A 7,065-nucleotide genomic window follows, 5' to 3' on the forward strand; every position below is an offset into this window, starting at 1 on the left:
GTAGCGGGTCTCCTCGCTCAATCCGCCCGCACCCTGCGGCAATCCGAGTTCGCAGCCCTGCGCATCCTCGCCGGTCTCGACAGGGCCGATCGCGAGTTGCTGCTGCTCTCGGCCGATCGCTTCACCCGGGCCGACCCCCGCACGACGAGCCGCACGGGTGAGACCCCCGGCCCGGCGTCCGGCTCCGGAGTCTCGGCGGATGCTCGCCGCGCGCTGCTGCAGAGGTTCGGCCTGTTCGGCATCCGGCTCGCGATCGTGCTCATCGCCGCCGGCATCGACGATGCCGAGGATCTGGCGCACGAACTCGCCCGTCGCAGCGGACTCGACGAGCTGATGGCTCTCGTGTCGCGTCAGTTCCAGGCACGCGCCGACCTCCTGAAGGCCCGTACGGCCCTCGCCGCAGTCGAGCGCCTGGTGCAGGAACACCCGCGCGAGAACACGGACGACCTGCTCGCCTCGATCGAACGCCTCCAGTCCAACACCCATGACTTTCTCGAGTTGCGCCTTCTGGCGACCCTGCGCACCGAACCCATCACGCTGACGGCCGATCTCGTGGCCGAGGGAGAACGTCTGCTGGGCGGCCAGGGGGTAGCCGTGCACGATCGGCTCGGACTCACCGAGGACGCCGCCGATTCCGACGTGCGATCCCGGGCGGTCTTTCACCTCGATCGCTGGCGCGCGCTCGCCGAGAGCCCGCTGAGCGACCGGGCGGTCACCGAGGTGTGCCGCACGATCGCCCGCAGCTGCGAGGGCGTCGTCGCCCAGCTGACCGCCACCGCGACGGTCGAGCCCGCACGGACGCGCCTATTTCTCGCGTCGGAACCAGGCTCGCGTACCGGGTAGGAAGCTGGCGAGGAAGCCCGCGACCGCCAACAGCAGCTGCGCGGCGAGGAGCGCGCGCAAGAAGACGCCGTCGACGTCGTCGCCGACTATCAGGGCGTCGGCCACGATGGCGACGATCGCGTGCACCACAAGCATGGGCAGCTGCACGAACCGGATCCACCCCCGGCCGCGGAGCATGGAGAAAAGCAGGGCCAGCTCGACGAGAAGAACGACGAGCACGGCACCGAGGCTGCCCCAGAGAACGATGTTCGCCGCTGTCTCGAGCGTGTCCGCATCGCGATCGGGGTCGAGGTCGCGAATCACATCTTGGATGCGATCGGTCTGGTTGCTGCGCGCGAGGAACGCGAAGAGGGCCACCATGACGCCGGCGACGAAACTGCCGAACCACAGGTAGCGCGAGGCCTGGATGGCTCCGCTCGGCAGAACGGGCCTGATGATGGGGGCGCTCGTGTTGTCGCTCATGACCGGGCGCGGCGGCGGCGAACTCGACGGCCGGGGACGCTTGTCGGGAGGTCTCAGCGGAGCGGGCTCGTGTTGACTCGTCGCGTCGAGATCGTTCAGGGGTTCGTCAGACATGTGCTCACCCTATTCTCGCGGCGGATATCGCCGGGAACGTCACTTGCCGTCTGCCTTGCCCTCGGCGATGTACGCCAGGCGACGCAGAGTCTCGACGTTGCGGATGTAGAGGCCGATGTCGAGCAGCGCGGGAGGCACGAGCACCCCCGGGCCCTTGACCGCCTTCTCTGTGATGCGCACCACGCAGCCATCGCCGCGCGGCTTCACGTCGATCTGAACCCGCGCCTCGCCGATGGGCCACCCCTTGGGCTGGATGACCATGCGCCGGGGCGGATCCCACTCGAGCATGGTGGTCTCGTCATCGATGACGGCGGGCCACGAGCCGAAGGAGTGGTGCAACTGCGCGCGTTCGGCGGGCCAGGTGACGTCGACGTCGCGCATGCGCGACGCACCCACCACCCAGGTCGGAAACAGCCACCCGTCGGCGAGCACAGAGAAGACGTCGTGCGGGGAACAGTCCATGGTCCTGACGTTTGTCGACATAAGACCCAAGCGTCGGGCATCCGGTGGTATCGATCTAGGGGTTGCGCGGCGACGCGGTGCATCTACGCCATTCGAGCCGCTGTGTCGACCGGGGGCCGAACGGGGGCGCGGGAGTGCACACTCGACCTCGTGCGCACTCGGTGCGCCGCAACAGGAGGAGTGTGTACATGAGTCGTGGAGTCGCCGTCGTCACCGGAGGAACCGCCGGCCTCGGCCGAGCCATCGTGCGGGAGCTCGCCGACCGTGGCTGGGACGTGGCCGTGCTCGCTCGCGGCGAGGACGGACTTCGCGGGGCCGAGTCGGACATCCGCATTCGCGGGGGTCGGGCGTTGGGCATCAGCACGGATGTCGCCGATCGCGAGGCCGTGGAATCGGCAGCCGATCGCGTGGAGGCGGAGCTGGGCCCGATCGAGCTGTGGATCAACGACGCGATGGTCGGGGTCTTCGGTGAGTTTCTGACGACGGCGCCCGAAGACTTCGAGCGCACCACGCAGGTGAACTACTTCGGCTTCGTCAACGGAACCCGGGCGGCCCTGAAGCGCATGGTGCCTCGGCAACGTGGTCACGTCATCCAGATCGGATCGGCGCTCGCCCATCGGGGCATTCCGCTGCAGGCGGCCTACTGCGGCGCGAAGCACGCGATCAAGGGCTTCACCGAATCGGTGACCACCGAGCTCCTGCACGCGAAGAGCCCGGTGCGCATCTCCAGCGTCGACATGCCCGCGCTCAACACCATCCAGTTCAACTGGGTGAAGACGCAGCTGCCCCATCACCCGCAGCCCGTGCCCCCGATCTACCAGCCCGAGGTCGGTGCCAAGGCCGTGGCCGACGTCGCCGATCGGCCGCGCCGCCGCACCTGGGTGGGAGAGCCGACGATCAAGACCGTCTTGGGAAACCGCTTCATCGCCGGTCTCCTCGATCACTACCTGGCAAAGACGGGCTACTCGGGGCAGCAGGCGCCCGAGAAGCTCGAGGCGATGCTGCCGAACAACCTCTACGAGCCGGCGTCGGGCGACAAGGGTGCGCGCGGCATCTTCGGCAGCGAGTCGCGCAACGGGAGCCCGGCGACCTGGGCGATCGGCCACCGCAAGACGACCGCGGCCGCGGCAGTCGGCGTCGGAGGGGCCGTTCTCGGCGGGGCGGTCGTTGCAGCCACGGGCGTGGTCTCGCGACTGCGCCGGCCGTAGGCTGAACCGCATGAGCGAAGTGGATGCGGTCGTCGTCGGAGCAGGACCGAACGGTCTGGCCGCGGCCGTGACCCTGGCTCGCGCAGGGCTCTCGGTTCGCGTCTTCGAAAAGAACTCGACGATCGGCGGGGGCGCACGGTCGAAAGAGTTGACCCTGCCGGGCTTTCTGCACGACGTGTGCTCGGCTGTTCACCCGATGGCCCTCGCATCCGGATTCTTTCAACGATTCGGCCTGCAGAAGCGCATCGAACTCGCACTGCCCGACGTGTCTTACGGGCATCCGCTCGACGGGGGCCGAGCCGGCATCGCCTACCATGACCTCGCGCGCACGGTCGGGGCCCTCGGTCGAGACGGCGCCGCGTTCCACTCGCTGATGGCGCCGCTCGTCGAGCGCGCCGACCAGGTGGCGCGACTCGCGGGCTCGAATCTGCTGACGGCGCCGCGCCAGCCCATCACGGCCGCGCTGTTCGGCCTGCGCGTGCTCGAACAGGGCCTGCCCACGTGGAACCTCCGCTTTCAGGGAGATGTCGCGCCCGCGATGCTGGCCGGTGTCGCGGCCCACGCCATCCGGCCCATGCCCAGCCCGATCACGGCAGCGGCCGCCCTCAGCCTGGGCAGCTACGCCCACGGCCGCGGGTGGCCCGTTCCCATCGGCGGCAGCCAGGCGATCGTGGATGCGATGGCCGCCGACCTCGTGGCGCACGGCGGGCAGATCGAGACGGATGCCGACATCCGCTCGCTCGATCAACTGCCGTCGTCGACGGCCGTGCTGTTCGATACGACTCCGCGCGCGCTGGTCGAGATCGCGGGTCGACGCCTGCCGACGGCGTACGCGAACTCATTGCGCGCGTTTCGCTACGGCAACGGCGTGGCCAAGGTCGACTTCGCCCTGTCGGGACCCGTGCCCTGGACGAATTCCGAGCTGCACAAGGCGGGAACCGTGCACGTGGGCGGAACCCGCGCCGAGATCGCGGCATCCGAAGCAGAGGTCGCGGCGGGCCGGCACACGGCCAACCCCTATGTGCTCGTGGCCCAGCCGTCGCGCTTCGACTCGTCGCGCGCGCCCGAGGGCAAGCATGTGCTGTGGGCATACACGCACGTGCCGCGCGACTCGACCATCGACCAGACCGAGGCCATCATCACGCAGCTCGAGCGGTTCGCCCCGGGCTTTCGTGATCTGATCCTCGCCTCGGCGAGCATGACCGCGAAAGACATGGAGAACTACAACCCGAACTACATCGGCGGCGACATCGCGGCGGGCGCCGCCACCCTCGCCCAGCTGGTACGCAGGCCCGTGCTGTCGCTCGATCCGTGGCGCACCCCGGCATCCGGCGTCTATCTCTGCTCGTCGTCGACCCCGCCGGGGCCCGGCGTGCACGGGCTCGCGGGCTGGTACGCGGCGAAAAGCGCCCTCGCGCACAGCTTCGCAATTCGACGGGCGCCGTCGCTCGCCCCGTAGACGGTTTTGCGTCTGTACGCCGCAGGGACGATGGGCGAATTCAGGCGACGACGGCGTCGCGACGACGCAGCGTGCGGCTCATCTTGCGGATCTCGTGGCGGGCCTGCCGCTCGAGCGTCGTGCCGGGGTGGGCCCGGCGCACCGCTTCGAGCGCGTCTACCGTCAGTCGTGGGCCGATCACGCGGCGCAGCGCATACATGGCCTGCTGCGCGACGTCTGGATCGTGCACGAGCGTGCGCAGCGCGCGTTCCGTCTCGACTGCGCGCCTGAATCGCGGCAGGCCCAGCACGACCTGCTGGCGATTAACGCCGTAGCGCTTGTCGGCAACGATGTCGAGAAGCGCGGACACCTCGCCGAGCGGGGCGGCGTGCACAAGGGCCTCTCCGAGCTGCCACCCCACGCGGCCCCTCGTCACGGTTCCCCAGGTGAGGAACGACTCGTGGAGTGCGCCGAACGCGGCCGGGCGGGCAGCCGGGTTCTTCAGGTGCAGGGCGACGATCTCGACAACGAGGGGGTCGGTGAGCCGGGGAAGCACCCCGACCAGAACCGGAGTGGCAGCCCGGGAGTCGAATCCTGTGGCGCCGAAATAGCGACTGTCATTCACGAAACGGCCGAAATCATCGGCGCCCGTGACGTCGGCTTCGGCGAGGAGGCGGCGCACGAGGGCGCGCTCATCGGCGGTCGACGTAGTGGGCATGGAGTCGACGATACCCAATAACTGAGGATTTATCACACTTGCTCGTCTGAACGCGGTCCCGGCTCGGCGACTGCCGCGACACAATGGAGTCATGAGCGAGATCGACGACGACCCACAGCCGAACAGCGCCGTCACCGACCCCGAACTGGTCTCTCTGGTGCAGCGGCTGGTCGAGATCGACTCGTCGAATCCCGACCTGGGAAGCACGGGACGCGGTGAAGCGGCCGTCGCCGACTTCATCACCGGCTGGCTGGCGCCCCACGGATGCGAGATCTCCCGACTCGAGGCCTCGCCCGGTCGGCCGTCGGTCGTCGCAATCTGGCGCGGCTCAGGAGGCGGCCGAACGCTGATGCTCAACGGACACATCGACACCGTCTCGCTCGACAGCTATGAGGGCGACGGCCTCGCGCCTGTGGTGCGCGAGGGCGCGATGTTCGGCCGCGGCAGCTACGACATGAAATCGGGGATCGCCGCGATGATGATCGCGGCATCGACGGCCGCCGAACGCCCGCATCGCGGCGACATCGTTCTCGCGCTCGTCGCCGACGAGGAGTTCGAGAGCGCGGGCACCGTCGAGGTGCTGAAACACGTCACGGCCGACGGCGCCGTCGTCGTGGAGCCCAGCGACGGCGAGGTCACCCTCGCGCATCGCGGTCTCGTCTGGCTCGACGTCGTGATCACCGGACGGGCCGCGCACGGATCCCGCCCCGACCTCGGCCGCGACGCGATCGTGCAGGCGGGCCGATTCCTCGCCCGACTCGGAGATCTGGCGCGCGACCTCGCGAGCCGCCCCGGGCATCCGATTCTCGGCTCGGCCAACGTGCACGCGTCTCTCGTGCGCGGCGGCGTCGAGATGTCGAGCTACCCCGCCGAGTGCACGGTCGGGGTCGAGTGGCGCACCCTGCCCGGCCAGGATGTCGACACCGTCGTCGCCGAGATCGACGCGCTGCTGGTCGCGGTGTCGGCCGAGCATCCGGGATTCTCGTGTCGCATCGTGCCCGGCCTCACCGAGCCGCCGTTCGAGGCCGACCGCTCGTCGGCCGTGGTGCACAGCGTGCTCGCCAGCGTCGAGGCGGTCACCGGGCGTGCGCCCGTGCTACGCGGCGAACCGTTCTGGACCGACTGCGCCCTGCTCGCCGAGGCCGGCATTCCCGCCGTGCTCTTCGGCGTGACCGGCGGCGGTGCCCACGCGGCGACCGAGTGGGTCGACCTGGCCTCGGTCGAGACGGTGGCCCGGGTGCTCGAGCGCACGATCGGCGATTTCTGCGCGTAGCCGTCAGCGCAGGGGCTCGATCATCGCCGGGCCGTTGTTCTTCACCGAGTTGACGTCTTTCGACACCTCGTAGTGCTGCAGTTCGTGGGCGACCTCGAATGAGTCCCTGTCGAGCAACGCGAGCAACTCGTCTCGTTCGAGCGCGTCGCCGAGCCACGCGTCGTAGCCGTCGGGTGTGAGGAACGCAGGCATGCGATCGTGCACCTCGCCCGGGGCGACGTGCGCGTCGCGCGTGATGATCGCCATCGAGATCGTCCACTTGTCGGGGGAATCTTCGGGCTTCGACTTGTCGGGCCACGCCGACAAAATGCCCGCCATGGCGAGGCCGCGATCGGGCGCGTAGATGAAGTGCGGCTGCTTCGAGCCGTCGGGCAGGATGGTCCACTCGTAGTAGCCGGCAGCCGGCACGATGCACCTCTTGCCGAGGAACGCGTTGCGGTACATGCCCGACGTCGCCACCGTCTCGATGCGGGCATTGATGGGCTGCGGCCGCTTCTTCAGGTCGGGGTACCAGCTGGGAACGAAGCCCCAGCGCACCGGCTCGAGC

Annotated in this window: 7 protein-coding genes and 1 pseudogene; 4 read left to right on the forward strand and 4 right to left on the reverse strand. The window is 69.2% G+C overall.

The genetic code is table 11. The annotated features are described in order from the left end of the window. Positions 1-843, forward strand: a pseudogene (locus ACE5CZ_RS13710) (hypothetical protein); the annotation flags it as partial. Here the strand turns inward: ACE5CZ_RS13710 and ACE5CZ_RS13715 are convergent. Both ACE5CZ_RS13715 and ACE5CZ_RS13720 read right to left on the reverse strand, forming a co-directional pair. Beyond that, positions 805-1,419 (reverse strand): hypothetical protein, encoded by a 615-nt coding sequence (locus ACE5CZ_RS13715; protein ID WP_374947893.1) that lies wholly within the window; start codon positions 1,417-1,419, stop codon positions 805-807. The pseudogene ACE5CZ_RS13710 and the gene ACE5CZ_RS13715 overlap by 39 nt on opposite strands. A 39-nt stretch (positions 1,420-1,458) precedes the next feature. After that, positions 1,459-1,902, reverse strand: a complete 444-nt coding sequence (locus ACE5CZ_RS13720; RefSeq protein ID WP_374947894.1) for an SRPBCC family protein — start codon at positions 1,900-1,902, stop codon at positions 1,459-1,461. A 167-nt stretch (positions 1,903-2,069) separates the two neighbouring features. On the opposite strand from ACE5CZ_RS13720, the gene ACE5CZ_RS13725 reads away from it, so the two are divergent. Next, complete coding sequence (locus tag ACE5CZ_RS13725) at positions 2,070-3,089, forward strand: SDR family oxidoreductase (RefSeq protein WP_374947895.1); 1,020 nt, start codon at positions 2,070-2,072, stop codon at positions 3,087-3,089. Positions 3,090-3,099: 10 nt separating this feature from the next. Further along, entirely contained in the window at positions 3,100-4,548 is a 1,449-nt protein-coding gene (locus ACE5CZ_RS13730) for a phytoene desaturase family protein (RefSeq protein ID WP_374947896.1), read from the forward strand. Between the two features lie 40 nt (positions 4,549-4,588). On the opposite strand, the gene ACE5CZ_RS13735 is transcribed toward ACE5CZ_RS13730, so the two are convergent. Beyond that, entirely contained in the window at positions 4,589-5,245 is a 657-nt protein-coding gene (locus ACE5CZ_RS13735) for a hypothetical protein (RefSeq protein WP_374947897.1), read from the reverse strand. Positions 5,246-5,336: 91 nt separating this feature from the next. On the opposite strand from ACE5CZ_RS13735, the gene ACE5CZ_RS13740 reads away from it, so the two are divergent. Then, positions 5,337-6,518, forward strand: a complete 1,182-nt coding sequence (locus ACE5CZ_RS13740) for a M20/M25/M40 family metallo-hydrolase (RefSeq protein ID WP_374947898.1) — start codon at positions 5,337-5,339, stop codon at positions 6,516-6,518. 3 nt (positions 6,519-6,521) lie between these two features. On the opposite strand, the gene ACE5CZ_RS13745 is transcribed toward ACE5CZ_RS13740, so the two are convergent. Further along, on the reverse strand, positions 6,522-7,065 hold a 544-nt coding region (locus ACE5CZ_RS13745), incomplete at its 5' end, for an SOS response-associated peptidase (protein ID WP_374947899.1).

It is taken from the genome of Agreia sp. (assembly GCF_964263775.1).
GTDB lineage: Bacteria > Actinomycetota > Actinomycetes > Actinomycetales > Microbacteriaceae > Agreia.

Coding starts and splice junctions, on each gene's coding strand:
- ACE5CZ_RS13735 (WP_374947897.1), bottom strand. CDS start 5,245: ATGCCCACTACGTCGACCGCCGATGAGCGCGCCCTCGTGCGCCGCCTC.
- ACE5CZ_RS13730 (WP_374947896.1), top strand. CDS start 3,100: ATGAGCGAAGTGGATGCGGTCGTCGTCGGAGCAGGACCGAACGGTCTG.
- ACE5CZ_RS13720 (WP_374947894.1), bottom strand. CDS start 1,902: ATGTCGACAAACGTCAGGACCATGGACTGTTCCCCGCACGACGTCTTC.
- ACE5CZ_RS13740 (WP_374947898.1), top strand. CDS start 5,337: ATGAGCGAGATCGACGACGACCCACAGCCGAACAGCGCCGTCACCGAC.
- ACE5CZ_RS13715 (WP_374947893.1), bottom strand. CDS start 1,419: ATGTCTGACGAACCCCTGAACGATCTCGACGCGACGAGTCAACACGAG.
- ACE5CZ_RS13725 (WP_374947895.1), top strand. CDS start 2,070: ATGAGTCGTGGAGTCGCCGTCGTCACCGGAGGAACCGCCGGCCTCGGC.